Source organism: Saccharothrix longispora, from assembly GCF_031455225.1.
Taxonomy (GTDB): domain Bacteria; phylum Actinomycetota; class Actinomycetes; order Mycobacteriales; family Pseudonocardiaceae; genus Actinosynnema; species Actinosynnema longispora.
The window spans coordinates 4,415,163-4,428,653 of record NZ_JAVDSG010000001.1 but is presented as its reverse complement, the minus strand read 5'-3'; the positions used below and the strand labels follow the sequence as shown (position 1 = coordinate 4,428,653).

Annotated in this window: 16 protein-coding genes; 8 read left to right on the top strand and 8 right to left on the bottom strand. The window is 74.0% G+C overall.

The window, feature by feature from the left end:
- Positions 1-136 precede the first annotated feature (136 nt).
- The 4 genes from J2S66_RS17775 to J2S66_RS17760 all read right to left on the bottom strand — a co-directional run bounded on the left by J2S66_RS17775 (position 137) and on the right by J2S66_RS17760 (position 2,233).
- Positions 137-349 carry a hypothetical protein gene (locus J2S66_RS17775; RefSeq protein WP_310308244.1) on the bottom strand — a complete coding sequence of 71 codons (213 nt, stop codon included), beginning with the start codon at positions 347-349 and terminating at the stop codon, positions 137-139.
- Between the two features lie 137 nt (positions 350-486).
- Positions 487-1,200 (bottom strand): VIT1/CCC1 transporter family protein, encoded by a 714-nt coding sequence (locus tag J2S66_RS17770; RefSeq protein ID WP_310308242.1) that lies wholly within the window; start codon positions 1,198-1,200, stop codon positions 487-489.
- A gap of 116 nt (positions 1,201-1,316) precedes the next feature.
- Complete coding sequence (locus J2S66_RS17765; RefSeq protein WP_310308241.1) at positions 1,317-1,868, bottom strand: hypothetical protein; 552 nt, start codon at positions 1,866-1,868, stop codon at positions 1,317-1,319.
- Positions 1,869-1,870: 2 nt separating this feature from the next.
- Positions 1,871-2,233, bottom strand: a complete 363-nt coding sequence (locus J2S66_RS17760) for an ArsR/SmtB family transcription factor (protein WP_310308240.1) — start codon at positions 2,231-2,233, stop codon at positions 1,871-1,873.
- Between the two features lie 208 nt (positions 2,234-2,441).
- Between J2S66_RS17760 and J2S66_RS17755 the strand changes: the two genes are divergently transcribed.
- The 3 genes from J2S66_RS17755 (at position 2,442) to J2S66_RS17745 (ending at position 5,481) form a co-directional block, all read left to right on the top strand.
- Positions 2,442-3,125: a response regulator transcription factor gene (locus J2S66_RS17755; protein ID WP_310308239.1), complete on the top strand. Its 684-nt coding sequence runs from the start codon at positions 2,442-2,444 to the stop codon at positions 3,123-3,125.
- On the top strand, positions 3,122-4,405 hold the full coding sequence (locus J2S66_RS17750; protein ID WP_310308238.1) for a sensor histidine kinase: 1,284 nt from the start codon (positions 3,122-3,124) through the stop codon (positions 4,403-4,405). Before J2S66_RS17755 ends, J2S66_RS17750 begins: the two co-directional genes overlap by 4 nt.
- A 335-nt stretch (positions 4,406-4,740) precedes the next feature.
- Positions 4,741-5,481, top strand: a complete 741-nt coding sequence (locus tag J2S66_RS17745; protein ID WP_310308237.1) for a CAP domain-containing protein — start codon at positions 4,741-4,743, stop codon at positions 5,479-5,481.
- Here J2S66_RS17745 and J2S66_RS17740 read toward each other — a convergent pair.
- The gene (locus J2S66_RS17740; protein WP_306746649.1) at positions 5,454-5,945 is read right to left on the bottom strand and encodes an Lrp/AsnC family transcriptional regulator; all 492 of its coding nucleotides are present in this window, start codon (positions 5,943-5,945) and stop codon (positions 5,454-5,456) included. The two genes, J2S66_RS17745 and J2S66_RS17740, sit on opposite strands and share 28 nt — an antisense overlap.
- A 122-nt stretch (positions 5,946-6,067) precedes the next feature.
- On the opposite strand from J2S66_RS17740, the gene J2S66_RS17735 reads away from it, so the two are divergent.
- From J2S66_RS17735 to J2S66_RS17725, 3 genes are read left to right on the top strand one after another with little or no spacing between them, the layout of a single operon-like run.
- Positions 6,068-7,141, top strand: coding sequence for a thiamine pyrophosphate-dependent dehydrogenase E1 component subunit alpha (locus tag J2S66_RS17735; protein WP_310308236.1), 1,074 nt, complete (start codon positions 6,068-6,070; stop codon positions 7,139-7,141).
- Between the two features lie 11 nt (positions 7,142-7,152).
- Positions 7,153-8,148 (top strand): alpha-ketoacid dehydrogenase subunit beta, encoded by a 996-nt coding sequence (locus J2S66_RS17730; RefSeq protein ID WP_306746822.1) that lies wholly within the window; start codon positions 7,153-7,155, stop codon positions 8,146-8,148.
- Complete coding sequence (locus J2S66_RS17725) at positions 8,141-9,439, top strand: dihydrolipoamide acetyltransferase family protein (RefSeq protein WP_310308235.1); 1,299 nt, start codon at positions 8,141-8,143, stop codon at positions 9,437-9,439. The genes J2S66_RS17730 and J2S66_RS17725 overlap by 8 nt, the downstream gene beginning before the upstream one ends.
- 115 nt (positions 9,440-9,554) lie before the next feature.
- Here J2S66_RS17725 and J2S66_RS17720 read toward each other — a convergent pair whose 3' ends face one another.
- A complete protein-coding gene (locus tag J2S66_RS17720; RefSeq protein ID WP_310308234.1) occupies positions 9,555-10,049 on the bottom strand; it encodes a pyridoxamine 5'-phosphate oxidase family protein in 495 nt (164 codons plus the stop codon).
- Positions 10,050-10,179: 130 nt separating this feature from the next.
- Between J2S66_RS17720 and J2S66_RS17715 the strand changes: the two genes are divergently transcribed.
- Positions 10,180-10,485 carry a hypothetical protein gene (locus tag J2S66_RS17715; protein WP_310308233.1) on the top strand — a complete coding sequence of 102 codons (306 nt, stop codon included), beginning with the start codon at positions 10,180-10,182 and terminating at the stop codon, positions 10,483-10,485.
- 7 nt (positions 10,486-10,492) lie between these two features.
- Positions 10,493-11,104: a histone deacetylase gene (locus J2S66_RS17710; RefSeq protein ID WP_310308231.1), complete on the top strand. Its 612-nt coding sequence runs from the start codon at positions 10,493-10,495 to the stop codon at positions 11,102-11,104.
- A gap of 3 nt (positions 11,105-11,107) precedes the next feature.
- Here J2S66_RS17710 and J2S66_RS17705 read toward each other — a convergent pair whose 3' ends face one another.
- Both J2S66_RS17705 and J2S66_RS17700 read right to left on the bottom strand, forming a co-directional pair.
- On the bottom strand, positions 11,108-12,343 hold the full coding sequence (locus tag J2S66_RS17705; protein ID WP_310308229.1) for an MFS transporter: 1,236 nt from the start codon (positions 12,341-12,343) through the stop codon (positions 11,108-11,110).
- An 87-nt stretch (positions 12,344-12,430) separates the two neighbouring features.
- Positions 12,431-13,474 carry a GDSL-type esterase/lipase family protein gene (locus J2S66_RS17700; RefSeq protein WP_310308228.1) on the bottom strand — a complete coding sequence of 348 codons (1,044 nt, stop codon included), beginning with the start codon at positions 13,472-13,474 and terminating at the stop codon, positions 12,431-12,433.
- Positions 13,475-13,491: the final 17 nt, after the last annotated feature.

The window sequence follows — 13,491 nt, the reverse complement described above, 5'->3', positions numbered from 1 at the left end:
GAATTCGCGGTTATGGCGCTAGTCCGACAGGGCGTCGTGGTGAATCCCACCCCCACTTGACGCCGTTCCTACCAGCGGAGTACGCCCGATCGGACCAGAAAATCCTTCGCGTTCGTCGCTTCAGTGCGGTGCGAGATCACACCCGGGTGCGGCGGGCGGCCCTCAGGCACGCGCCGGCGCCGAGCAGGAGCAGGGCCCCGACGCCGGCCTGCCACCAGGCGGCCTCGTCGACGGCGAGGAGCACGTTCACCCCGGCGACCAGTGTGAACAGGGCGGACAGCAGGGTCCACAGCCTGCGCTCGGACCTCTCGCCGCGCGGCACCAGGAGGGGAGTGGGCGGGTGGGTCACGGCGAGCACCTCCAGTCGGGGCCTGCCGCACGGGGTCGCGGCAAGTCAGGCACGTGTACCCGCACTTTGCGTACTCCACACCATGGTGTGGAGACTTTGTGGACGACCCGACCGTGTGGTTGCGCAGCGTGACGACGTCAGCCGACCGTTACTCCGAACAGGACACCCACGTAATAGGTGACGATCATCGTCAGTGACCCCACGATGACGTTGCGGCGCACCGCCGGACCCACTCGGCTCGCGCCCAGCCGGGCGCTGAGCACACCCGTCAGCGCGAGGCCGACCAGCACGGCGGCGGCGCACGTCCACACGCGCCAGGCCGTGGGCGGCAGCACGACCGCTACCAGCGGGAGCAGGGCGCCCACCGCGAACGCCGCGAACGAGGCCCACGCCGCGTGCCACGGGTTGGTCAGCTCGTCGGGGTCGATCCGGAGCTCGGCCTCGGCGTGCGCGCGCAGGGCGTCCCGCTCGGTCAGCTCGTGGGCGACCTTCGCGGCCAGCTCCTCGGACAGCCCCTTGTCCCGGTAGATGTCGGCGAGCTCGCGCTCCTCCGCCTCGGGCATCTCGCGCAGCTCGCGCGCCTCCAGGCGCAGCGCGGCGCGCTCGGTGTCGCGCTGGGTGCTGACGGACACGTACTCGCCGCCCGCCATCGACAGCGAACCGGCGACCAGGCCCGCGACGCCCGCGGCGAGGAGGGCGGTGCGGTCGGCGCCGGCGCCGGCGACGCCCACCACCAGACCCGCGGTGGACACGATCCCGTCGTTGGCGCCGAGCACGCCGGCGCGCAGCCAGTTGAGGCGGCCGGCGAGCGAGTCGTGGTGCGGTTCGTCCGCGTGCGTCATGGCTGCCATCGAACCACCGGGTGGTGTGCGGTCCGCGAACGGGTGAAGGGGTGGACCGCGGCGGCGGCGCGGCGGCGCGGCCCGGTCCGCCCTGACGAATGTGGGCGTCGCGGGGGTTGGGGCGGTCAGCCGGATTCGATGATGCGCCACTGGGGTCCGCCGACCCAGGTGGCCTCCAGGCGGGAGCGGTGGCCGTTGCCGGCGAACTCGACGACCACGGCGTCGGCGGGCTGCTCGACGGTGGCGGAGAAGCCCTGGCGCGGGGTGGCGGAGAGGGGGTCGATGTCGCGCGCGGAGAAGCGGACGGCCGCGACGCCGCCCTGGAGCGGGAAGCTGCGCAGGTACACGGGGTGGCCGTCCTGCTCGGTCCACGTGCCCTCCTCGGAGGGCAGTTGTGGTTGCTGCGCCGTGGTGGTGGTCGTCTGCGCGGTGGTCGTGGTGGTGGGCCGGGCGGTGGAGACGGGCGCGGCCTCGGTGGTCGTGACGGTCGTGGTCGTCGTGGCGGCGGCGGTCGTCGTGATGGTGAGCTGCGTCGACTGCTGGACGGGGCCCGCGACGACGCGCGGCCGCTCGGGCACGCCGGCGTCGAGCACGAAGCGGATGCCGAGCCAGGACAGCGCCACCGCGACGGCGGTCGAGGCCGACCACGCGGCGAGGTACTGGAGGCCCCGGCGCACGGTCAGCCCCCGTCGGCGATCGACCGCGCGCCACCGGTGACGTGGTGCCCGACGTCGTCCCGGTCGGCGGCGGCGAGGACGGTATCGAGCAGGTGCGGGAAGCGGGCGTCGACGTCGTCGCGGCGCAGCCGCACGTAGCAGCGGGTGCCTTCCTCGCGCCGCCAGGTGAGGCCGGCGGTGTTGAGCACCTTGAGGTGGTGGCTGAGCGTGGACTTGGCGACGGGGACGGCGAACTCGCCGAAGTTGCGCTCCTCGCCGTCGGCCAGCAGGCGCACGAGGCCCACGCGGAGGGGATCGCTGAGCGCCGCGAGGACGTCGGTCAGGCACAACCGGTCGACGTCGGGGTTGAAGTCGGTGTGGCGCACCACCGCAGTCTAGTTGTTCGACCGTTTGCGAACGTCGTTTCGGCACGAATGGACTGCCCGCGGTCGTGGAACGACGGATGGCAGCGCGCGACCCGGCCGCCCTGCCGGTGGTCGACTTCACCGACACCGACACCGACACCGACTTCGCCGTCCTGGGCGCCTGGTTGCGGTCGGTCGGCCGAACCCGGCGCGTTATACCGTGCGCGCCATGGTCTCGGTGCTGCTCGTCGAGGACGACCCGGTCGTGCGGTCGGCGGTGAGCCGCGCCCTCACCGGGCTCGGGCACGCGGTGCTCCCGGTGGGCACGGCCCTGGAGGCGTTGCGCGAGATCACCGGCTCGTCGTTCGACCTCGTCGTCCTCGACCTCGGCCTGCCCGACATGGACGGCGCGGACGTGCTGAGGATGATGCGCGGCGTGTGCGACGTGCCGGTCATCGTGGCCACCGCGCGCGACGACGAGGGCGAGATCGTGCGGCTGCTCAACGCGGGCGCGGACGACTACCTCGTCAAGCCGTTCTCCAGCGAGCACCTCGCCGCGCGGCTGGCCGCCGTGCTGCGCCGCACCCGCAAGGACGCCGCGCCCGAACCGCTGCGCATCGGCGACCTCAGCGTCGACCTCGACCGGCGCGAGGCGCGACTGGGCGGGCGCGAGCTGAACCTGACCCGCAAGGAGTTCGACCTGCTCGCCTACCTCGCCGCCCGCGAGGGCAAGGTGGTGCCGCGCGCCGAGCTGCTCGCGAACCTGTGGAACCTCCCCGGCCGGCACGACGACCAGACGCTCGACGTGCACCTGTCGTGGTTGCGCCGCAAGCTCGGGGAGCGCGCCGCGCAGCCGCGCTACCTGCACACGGTGCGCGGCGTCGGGTTCAAGCTCACGGCGGCGGCCGGATGAGGAAGTCCCTCGCGCTGGTCTCGTTGGCGGTCACGTCGATGGTGGCGCTGGCCTTCCTCATCCCGCTGGCCCTGGTCGTGCGGCAGCTGGCCGAGGACCGGGCGATGGCTGAGGCCGAGCGGCAGGCCGGCGCGCTCACCCCCGTGCTGGTGATCACGGTCGACCCGGTGGCGGTGGGGCAGGCGCTGGCCAGCACCGGCACCGGCGGCCGGGTCGCGGTGCACCTGCCGTCCGGCGAGGTGGTCGGCGTGCCGGTGGCCGGCGACGAGCAGCTCACCTCCGCGCGCGGGCAGGGCCGGGCGTCCACGGAGGCCATCCCGTCGGGGCTCGTGCACCTGCAACCGGTGCTGCTGGACGACGACCGCGTCGCCGTCGTCGAGGCGTTCGTGCCCCGGGCCGAACTGTCCCGCGGCGTCGACCAGGCGCTGCTCGCGCTCAGCGGCGTGGCCGTGTGCCTCGTGCTGGCGTCCGTGCTGGTGGCCGACCGCCTCGGCGCGCGGGTCGTCAAGGCGGCCAAGGCGCTCGCCGAGGGCGCCCGATCCATGGGGCAGGGCGACCTCGCCACCCGCGTCACGCCCAGCGGGCCGCCCGAGCTGCACGACGCGGGCGCCGCGTTCAACCGCATGGCCGACCGCATCGGCCAACTCGTCGCGGGCGAGCGCGAGGTCCTCGCCGACCTGTCGCACCGGCTGCGCACGCCCCTCACCGCGCTGCGGCTGGACTCCGAGACCCTCGGCGCGGACAGCAACGCCAACCGCGTGCGCCAGGCCGTGCACGCCCTCGAACGCGAGGTCAACGAACTCATCCGGGCCGCCCGGCGCGAACTGGACGACCCCGGCGGGAGCCACTGCGACGCCGCGCAGGTCGTGCACGACCGCCTGGTGTTCTGGTCGGCGCTGGCCGACGACCAGCAGCGGCTGTGGAACCTGCGCGGCACCGAGCGCAGCGCCCTGGTCCCGCTCACCCGCAGCGACCTCGCCGCGGCCATGGACGCCGTGCTGGGCAACGTCTTCCGGCACACCCCCGAGGGCACCGGGTTCGTCGTCGCCCTGTTCCACCGGACCGACCGCGTGGTGATCGTCATCGAGGACGCCGGACCCGGCATCGAGGACCTGGAGTCGGCCCTGCGGCGCGGCAGCAGCGGCGCGGGCTCCACCGGCCTGGGCCTGGACATCGCCCGCCGGGCCGCCGAGTCCACCGGGGGCTCCCTGGTCGTGGACCGGGGCCCGCTCGGCGGCACCCGCGTCCAACTGCGCCTGGGACGGGTCGACGAGGGCTGATCGGGCCCGCAAGGGGCGCGTGGTCCCCGCACCGCCCCCACCGCCCGGGGCCGGTCCGCGACGCCCCGGCCGGTGCGCCGGACACCGCAGTGTGCGCCACCCCGGCTTGTGCGCACCTTGTGCGAGGTTTAAATGTTCCTTAAAAAATCATTCGTTGACAATTCCTGAGAACTCGATAGGGTTATTTTGGAATTGAGGTCGACCGCAGCGCTCCCAACCTGCCTGGTTCCACTCGATTCCCCGTTCGGTGCGACGACCGCAGGGCGCTACCCTGCGAAAAGCGTTCATGCGGTCGTCGCGCCCGAAATGCCGTCGAATGCAGATCGAGGTCTCTCGTGTCGCGCAAGAGCCGTGTGCTGCCCCTGCTCGCCGTCGTCGTCGGGTTGGGCCTGACCGGGTGCGAGCACCCGGACGGGCTGGCACTGGTTGCGGCGAGCGCCACCACCGGCGCGCGCGTCACCGCCACGCCGACCGACGGCTTCGCCCCGCCCTCCGCGCCGACGTCCTCCGCGTCGTCGGAGGCGCCCGCGACGACCACCGCCGAGACCACCACCGAGACCGCCGCCACCACCACGGCCGGGCAGCCGGCACCCGAGCGGTCCCCGCAGCCCGAGCCGCGGCCCGAGCCGCAGGCCCCCAAGCCCCAGCCGCAGCCCCAGCCGCAGGCCCCCGTGCCCGCGCCCGCCGCGAGCGAGGTCGACGCGGCCGAGGCGAAGGTCGTCGAGCTGACCAACGCCGAGCGCGCCGCCAACGGCTGCCCCGCCCTGGCCGCCGACGAACGGCTGGGCAGGGCCGCCCGCGCGCACAGCGCCGACATGGCCGCCCGGAACTACTTCTCGCACACCTCGCTCGACGGCCGCTCGTTCGTCGACCGGGTCAAGGCCGCCGGCCACCCGAGCCCCGGCGCGGAGAACATCGCCGCCGGCCAGCGCACCGCCGAGGCCGTCGTCAAGGGGTGGATGGAGTCGCCGGGCCACCGCGCGAACATCCTCAACTGCAAGCTCAAGACCCTCGGTGCGGGCATGGCGCGCGGCGGTTCCTACGGCATCTACTGGACCCAGAACTTCGGCTGGTGACCGTCGCCCCCGGCGGGCAGCTCGTCCAGCACCAGCACGGTGTGGCTCGACGTCACGTCCGGCATCGTCTGGAGGCGCGACAGCACCAGGTCGCGCAGGCTGTGCGCGTCCGGGGCGCGTACCAGCAGCACCAGGTCGTAGTCGCCCGACACCAGCGCGCCGTGCCACACCTCGGGGATCTCCATCACCCGCTGCCGCACGGCCTTCCACGAGTGCTGGCTGATCTTGAGGTAGACGTAGGCCGAGATGCCGAAGCCGTAGCGCTCCGGGTCGACCACCGCCGCGTACCCGGTCACGACGCCGTCGCGGTGCAGCCGCTCCACCCGCGAGTACGCGCTGGCCCGCGAGATGTGCAGCTTCTCGGCCAGCGCGCGCATCGAGATCCGCCCGTCCGCGCGCAGCACCTCCACGATGCGCCGATCGAGCGCGTCGAGCGGTGCCGAATGTCCAGCCCTGGCCGTCATGCGGTCGACCATAACCCGGCTCCGCGACCGTTCGTCCAGGAAAACCGCCCGGACCTGGATCATTGGTCGGTGTGACGCGGACCATGCCCTCCATCTCGCCACACGAGACACCGGAGGAGCCCATGGCCCGCACCCGCGCGCCCGAGCTGACGTTGCTGCCCAGCGAGGAACCGCTGTCGCTGCTGCGCGAGGACGGCTCGCCGGTCGAGGACTCGCCGCTGGCGATGCCCGACGACGACGTGCTCGTGGAACTGCACCGGCGGATGGTGATCGGCCGCCGCTTCGACACCCAGGCCACCGCGCTGACCAGGCAGGGCCGACTGGCCGTGTACCCGTCGTCGCGCGGGCAGGAGGCGTGCGAGGTCGGCGCCGTGCTGGCCCTGCGCGAGCAGGACTGGCTGTTCCCCACCTACCGCGACTCGGTCGCGCTGGTCACCCGGGGCGTCAGCCCGCTGGGCACGCTCACCCTGCTCCAGGGCGGCTGGCACCTCGGCTACGACCCGTACGAGCACCGCGTGGGCCCCCAGTGCACGCCGCTGGCCACCAACACGCTGCACGCCGTGGGCTTCGCGCACGCCGCCCGGGTGAAGGGCGAGGACACCGCCGCGCTGGTGATGCTCGGCGACGGCGCCACCAGCGAGGGCGACACGCACGAGGCGCTGAACTTCGCCGGCGTGTGGCGCGCGCCCGTGGTGTTCCTGGTGCAGAACAACGGCTACGCGATCAGCGTGCCGATGTCCAAGCAGAACGCGGCCCCGTCGCTGGCGCACAAGGGCATCGGGTACGGCGTGCCGTCCGTGCTGGTCGACGGCAACGACGTGGCCGCCGTGCACGCCGTGGTGCGCGACGCCGTCGCGTCCGGTGGTCCCGTGCTGATCGAGGCCCTCACCTACCGGATCGAGGCGCACACCAACGCCGACGACGCGTCCCGCTACCGCGACTCCGCCGAGGTCGCCGCGTGGCTCGCCCGCGACCCGGTCGACCGGATCGAGGCGTACCTGACCTCGCGGGGCCTGCTCGACACCGCGCGCCGCGAGGCCGTCGCCGCCGAGGCCGAGGAGTTCGCCGCGCACACCCGCGCGGTGATGAACGCCGACGTCGAACCCGACCCGGCGGAGCTGTTCGAGCACGTCTACGCGACCACGCCCGCGCACCTGCGCGAGCAGGCCGCCGCGCTGCGGGAGGAACTGGCGTGAGCACGCTCTCGATGGCCGGCGCGTTGAACAAGGCGCTCGCCGACGCCCTGGAGGCCGACCCCGGCGTGCTGGTGTTCGGCGAGGACGTCGGCGCGCTCGGCGGCGTGTTCCGGGTGACCGACGGGCTGGCCGCGCGGTTCGGCGACGCGCGCGTGTTCGACACCCCGCTGGCCGAGTCCGGCATCGTCGGCACCGCCATCGGCATGGCCATGAACGGGCTGCGGCCCGTGGTGGAGATGCAGTTCGACGCGTTCGCCTACCCGGCGTTCGAGCAGATCACCAGCCACCTGGCGAAGATGCGCAACCGCACCAGGGGCCGGGTGGGGCTGCCCGTCGTGATCCGCGTGCCCTACGGTGGCGGCATCGGCGGGGTCGAGCACCACTGCGACTCGTCCGAGGCGTACTACACGCACACACCCGGCCTGCGGGTCGTCACCCCCGGCACACCCGACGACGCCTATCGGCTGCTGCGCGACGCGATCGACTGCCCCGACCCGGTGATCTTCCTGGAGCCCAAGCGGCGCTACTGGGCCAAGGGCGAGGTGACGTCGTCCGGGTCCGCCTCCCCCGGGCCGGGGTTCGACCGGGCGCTCGTGCGGCGGGCGGGCCGCGACGTCACGCTGATCGCCTACGGGCCGATGGTCGCCACCGCGCTGGAGACCGCCGAGGCCGCCGCCGAGGAGGGCTGGGACGTCGAGGTCGTCGACCTGAGGTCGCTGGCGCCGTTCGACGACGAGACGGTGTGCGCGTCGGTGCGGCGGACCGGCCGGGCCGTGGTGGTGCACGAGGCGTCCGGGTTCGGCGGGTACGGAGCGGAGGTCGTCGCGCGGGTCACCGAGCGCTGCTTCCACCACCTGCACGCGCCCGTGCTGCGGGTGACCGGGTTCGACACCCCCTATCCGCCGCCGAAGCTGGAGGAGCACCACCTGCCGTCGGTCGACCGCGTCCTGGACGCGATCGCCCGGTTGCAGTGGGACGACGAGGTCGTGGGGAGCGCCCGTGCCTGACTTCCGCCTGCCCGACCTGGGCGAGGGGCTGACCGAGGGCGAGATCGTCACCTGGCTGGTGTCCGTGGGCGACCACGTGACGGTGGACCAGCCCGTGGTGGAGGTCGAGACCGCGAAGGCCGTCGTCGAGGTGCCGTGCCCGTTCGAGGGCGTGGTCAGCGCCCGGTTCGGCGAGCCGGGGGAGAAGCTGGCCGTCGGGTCCGTGCTGCTGTCCGTGGGCGCGCTGTCGACGTCCTCGCCCGCCCAGTCGGAGGAGCCGGTCCCGTCCGAGGAGCCCGAGTCGTCGGAGTACTCGGGCAACGTGCTGATCGGCTACGGCACGTCCGACTCGCCGCGCCGACGCCGTCGCACGCCCCGCACGGCGACCATCCCGGCGGCGCGCACCGCTCCCGGGGAAGCGCCCGGACCGGCGGTGGCCGCCCCTGCCGCCCCGACGACCCCTGCCGCCCCGACCGCTCCCGCGGTGATCTCGCCGATCGTGCGGCAGTTGGCGCGCGAGAACGGCCTGCCGCTGCACCGGATCGAGGCCACCGGCCCGAACGGCGTCATCCGGCGGGCCGACGTGGAACGGGCCCTGGCCGCCCGCGCCTCGTCCTCCGGCACGTCCGGCGCCGCCGGTTCCACCGGCCGCCGAATCCCGCTGAAGGGCCTGCGCGGGGCCGTGGCGCGGAAGCTGACGACCTCGCGGCGGGAGATCCCCGAGGCCACCGTGTGGGTGGACGTGGACGCGACCGACTTCCTGGCCGCCCGCGCCGCGCTGCCGTCCGTCTCGCTGCTCGCGCTGCTGTCCCGCTTCACGGTCCTGGGCCTGAAGAAGTTCCCCGAGCTGAACTCGCGCGTGGAGGGCGACGAGGTCGTCGTGCTGGACGAGGTGAACCTGGGCTTCGCCGCCCAGACCGACCGGGGCCTCGTCGTGCCGGTCGTGCACGGCGCCCACACCCTCACCACGGCGGAGCTGGCCACCGCGATCACCGGGCACGCGACGGCGGCCCGCGAGGGCAGGCTGGGCCCGGCGGCGATGACCGGGGGCACCTTCACGGTCAACAACTACGGCGTGTTCGGCGTGGACGGCTCGGCCGCGATCATCAACCACCCGGAGGCGGCGATCCTCGGCATCGGCCGCATCATCGACCGGCCGTGGGCGGTGAACGGCGAACTGGCGGTGCGCAAGGTGACCCAGTTGACCCTCGCCTTCGACCACCGGGTGTGCGACGGCGGCACGGCGGGCGGTTTCCTGAGGTTCGTGGCCGACTGCGTGGAGTCGCCGATCACCGCGTTGGCCGACCTGTAGGTGGTGGTGCGACCGGCACGCAGCCTGGTCGCACCACCACCGACCCCGTCACGCCCCACTGGGTCGGCAGCCGGACCGCCGCGCTCGGCCGATCCCGTCGGCGGCCACCCGGGCCTCACATGTCTGCGGTGCCGTGCTCGCCGCCGTCGTAGCGCTCGCCGGTCACCTTGGCCTTCACGAAGCTGAGCACCGACGCGATCCGCCCGCCCGGCGTGTCCCAGTACTCGGCGCCGCGCGCGGTGACCTTGATCAGCACCACCGACGGGTCCTCGGGCCCCTGCGGCAGCCACGCCTCGACCCACGGGTTCCACAGCTCGCGCGCCTTCGCCCGGTCCTCCACCACCTCGGCGGTGCCGTGGATCGACACCCAGCTGTCGGACGAGGTCAGCGTGACGCCCACCGCCGGGTCGGCCCGCAGGTGGGCGACCTTGCGCGAGTCGCGCTCGGCGAAGAACCACAGGTCGCCGTCGAACTCGACCTCCTGCTGCGCCATCGGCCTCGCCACCAGGCGACCGTCCCCGTCACGGGTGGTCAACATGCCCACCCGGACGTCCTCGGCCAGGTCGGCGACCCGGCGGACCCGGTCGGCGTGGCTCGGCTGCTCCGTCATGGTTCCTCCGGGGTGGACGACTGAGGGGACGCGTGTCGTGTACCCGGCAGCGCGCCCCGCACGCCCGCGTCGGAGGAGTGGCACCGGATGGTGGAACACGACCCGGGCCCGACCGGCGGATGATGGCGCGATGCACACGTACGTGGTGGACAGCGGCGCCTACGAGCACTGGTTGGCGGACAACCAGGACCAGTACGTCATCAACGCGGAGCGGAGCCTGAACCCGGCCAACCTGGTGCTGCACCGGGCCAGTTGCCACACCATCAACGGCACGCCCGCGCGCGGCGCCACCTGGGTGGGCAGCTACGTCAAGGTCGTCGGCACCCGCGCCGAGCTGGAAGCCGAGCACGCGACGGCCCGCCCCTGCCGGCTGTGCCTCCACCCCGACGGCCAGGACGGCTCGCAGGCCGACACCGCCGCCCCCGGCCGGGCATGATCGGCGGATGTCGCCGCGCCTGGTCTGGTACGTCGGCTACGGCTCGAACATGCACGCCGACCGGTTCGCCCGCTACCTGCGCGGCGGGAGACCGGCCGGGGCCGCGCGCGACTACCCGGGGTGCCGCGACGCGAGCCCGGCCGCGCGGTCGCGCGGGCTGGAGGTGCCGGGCGGGATCTACTTCGCCACGCGGTCCCCGGTGTGGCTGGGCGGCCGGGCGTTCTACGACCCCGACCTGCCCGGCACGGCCGCGGTGCGCGCGTACCTGATCACCACGGGCCAGTTCTCGGACGTCGCGGCGCAGGAGATGTACCGCGACCCGGGCGTCGACCTCGACCTGGGCGGGGTGCTGTCCGCGCGGCGGCACGTGCTGGGGGAGGGGCGCTACGAGACGCTCGTGCACCTCGGTGAGCACGACGGCCACCCGGCGCTCACGTTCACCGCGCCGTGGGGCGCGCAGGAGGTGGAGCACACCGCGCCGTCGGCGGCCTACCTGGCCGTGCTGGCCGACGGCCTGCGCGAGACCCACGGCTGGTCGACCGACCGGGTCGCGGCCTACCTGGCCGCCGCCACGCCCTTCTGGGACGCCCGCGAGATCGCGCGGCTGTGCGACGGGTAGCCCTCAGGTGACGGCGGCCTCCGGTGCCACCTCGGTGACGCCCCGCATCGTGCGCACGTCCCGGGACAGCAGCACCGCCAGCGTGGCGACCACCACCACCGCCGAGCACGCCACCAGCGTCGGCGCGGTGCCCACCCGTTCGGCGACCGGGCCCGCCAGCAGGTAGCCGAGCGGCATGAACACGAAGCTGAACAGCATGTCGTAGGACGACACGCGGCTGAGCCGGTCACCCGGCACCCGCTCCTGCAACGCGGTGCTCCAGCAGACCGAGAACACCTCGACCCCCACCCCCGCGACCGCCGCCGCCGCGGCGAGCAGCACGACCGAGTCCGACCACGCCAGCGCCAGCAGCGGCACGACGTCGAGCAGCACGCCCAGCGTCCCGACCAGCAGCGGGCGGCGGGGCCGCCACCACACCACGAGCACACCGCCCGCAACCAGCCCCACCGCGAGCCCCGCGCCGATCACGCCCCAGCTCGCCGCGCCACCCAGCTCCCGGTCGGCGACGACCGGCCCGAGCAGGCTGAACCCGCCCACCCACACGGCGTTGACGACCGAGAACTGGAGCACGATCGCCCACAGCCAGGTGCGCGACCAGAACTCCGACCACCCCTCGCGCAGGTCGGCGAGGAAGTTCGCCAACCGCTTCGGCGGCAGCGGCACGCGCAGCCGGCCGAGCACGACCGCGGCGGCGAGGTAGGTGGCGGCGTCCCACGCGATGGCCCACGCCGGGCCGACCAGGGCGACCGCGACACCGCCGACCGCCGGACCGAGCACGCGCAGGGCGTTCGACGAGACGCGCAGCAGCGCGTTCGCCTGGTGCAGCTGCGCCACGCCCACCAGTTGGGGCACGATGCCCTGCGCGGCCGGGTGCAGGAACGCGCCCGCCGTGCCGAGCACCGCGTGCAGCGCGACCAGCAGCCACAGCGGCGCGTGCCCGGTCAGCAGGGCCGTCGCCGTCCCGGCCTGGACGAGCCCGGACACCGCGTTGCCGAGCACCAGCACCCGGCCGCGCGGCAGGCGGTCCGCCACCACGCCGCCGACCAGCAGGAACAGCAGTTGCGGCACGACGCCGGCGGCCAGCACGAGCCCGAGGTCGGTGGCCGAGCCGGACAGGTCCAGCACCGCGAACGCCAACGCGATCGGCGCGACCGTGCCGCCCAGCGTCGAGACCAGCCGACCGGCGAAGTAGATCCGGAACGGTTTTTCGCGCAGCGGCGCCAGCGGTGCTCTCCCCATGCGCACGATCCTGGTGGTGGCGCGGTCCCGGCGTCCTCCCGTTCACCCCGCGATCACCCATCCGGCCCGACCGGTCGGCGGGTCGTCCTAGTCGCGGTCGGCGACGGCGCGCAGGTTGCCCTCGTCGTCGGCCCGGCAGGCCGCCGAACGGGCGGTCGTGGCCAGGAAGTCCGTCATGCAGCGGGCGAACTGCTCGTGGCCCCGGGCGTTCGGGTGGAACGACTCCTGGAGCGCGTGGCGGGCCCGGGCCTCCTCGCGCAGGCCGTCGAAGTCCACCGTCAGGCGGGTGAACCACTCCTCCTCGGGCTTCTTCCCGCCCGCGCACGCCTCCCGCCCGCGACCCGCGTCCGCCAGGTCCAGGAAGCGCGCGCCCGCGGCCGAGGCCGCCTCGCGCAGGCCCGCGGACAGCTCGGGCACCGCCCGCTCGCCCACCCAGCTCAGGTCGCCGGTGCGCAACGGGCAGCCGGCCAGGTTCTGGAGGTCGAGCGGCAGGTCCGGGCTGACCGGGGCGGCGTAGGACTGGAGCACCAGCGTGTAGGAGCGGGGCGTGTAGCCCACGTCCTGCAGGACCCGGCGGACGTCGCGCAGCGCCCGCTCCACCTTGGGCACCATGCGGTCGACGCGGGCCCGCCACTCGTCGGCCATGCTCTTCGAGCAGTCGGCGCGGCGCTCGATCCACGCCCGCAGGCACGTGCCCAGCACGTCGGCGAACCGCGGGTCGTCGTTCGCGCCCACCGCCACCACGACCACCGACACGCGGAACCGCCGGGCGATCTCGGCCAGCTGCCGGGCCTGCGAGCCCTCGGTGTTGCGGACCTGGTCGGTGATGCCGACCTGTTCCGAGTTCGCGCCCGAGCACGCCAGGTTGAACGCCATGCCGACGCCCGCGACGCGCGTCTTCCACACCGACGCGTCCCGCGAGCGGTGGCACCAGTTGTCGTTCTCGCCGTTCGTGCCCGGCTCGTAGTTGCCCGCGCCCTCGCCGGACATGGTGCTGTCGCCCATCGCCACGAGCGCGCGCGGGGCGTCGCGCGGCGGCCCGGGCCGCGACGGGTACGGGGAGTCGCTGACCACCAGCAGCAGGGCGAGCAGCGGGAACACCAGGACAACGGCAACGGCTCGGCGCGACATCGGCACCCATCCTACGG